Raw genomic sequence first — 711 nt, 5'->3', positions numbered from 1 at the left:
ATAGGTTTATTATAAACATTCAATTTTGACGATTATTTGGGGATTAATTCAAAATTGATTTATGGTTGCAGACTACTATCATTATTTAAGTTTCAACAGAATTTGAAAAACTAAATAGGTTTATTATAAACATTCAATTTTGACGATTATTTGGGGATTAATTCAAAATTGATTTATGGTTGCAGACTACTATCATTATTTAAGTTTCAACAGAATTTGAAAAACTAAATAGGTTTTTTATAAACATTCAATTTTGATTGTTATTTGGGGATTAATTCAAAATTGATTTTTGACAAGTTCTAATACTATGTCAAAGTTAATTAAAATAGTTTATTTATATTCAAATGGTCTACCAACTAGCTTAAATAATCGATGAAATGAAGTTTTTCGTAAAAGAAAGTCGAAAGTATCGATTAGTCCAGTTGTTGTAGTCAATTTTGGTTTTGGCCTTAAAAAAAAAAGCTACCTAATTAAAGGCAGCTTCTGTAAAATTTAATGATATGTTATAAAGCAATAATATTATAAGGCAGTGATTATAAATTCGCTGCGTCTATTGAATTGATGTTCTTCTTCGGAACATTTTACCCCGTCTGAACAATTGTTTACCAATAGGTTTTCTCCATAGCCTTTGCCAACTAATCTGTTTTTGGCTACCCCATTTTTAATTAACCAGTTTATGGTCGATTTAGCTCTTCTGTCGGATAAGGCTTC

Annotated in this window: 1 protein-coding gene; it reads right to left on the bottom strand. The window is 28.0% G+C overall.

Annotated features, from left to right (window positions below):
- Positions 1-519: 519 nt before the first annotated feature.
- Positions 520-711: OmpA family protein (locus tag FNW38_RS17130; protein ID WP_143388939.1), on the bottom strand; the 192-nt coding region annotated here is incomplete at its 5' end.

It is taken from the genome of Flavobacterium gawalongense (genome assembly GCF_007097265.1).
Classification (GTDB): Bacteria; Bacteroidota; Bacteroidia; order Flavobacteriales; family Flavobacteriaceae; genus Flavobacterium; species Flavobacterium gawalongense.
The sequence above is the reverse complement of the archived record's forward strand: the minus strand, read 5'-3'. Positions and strand labels throughout refer to the sequence as shown.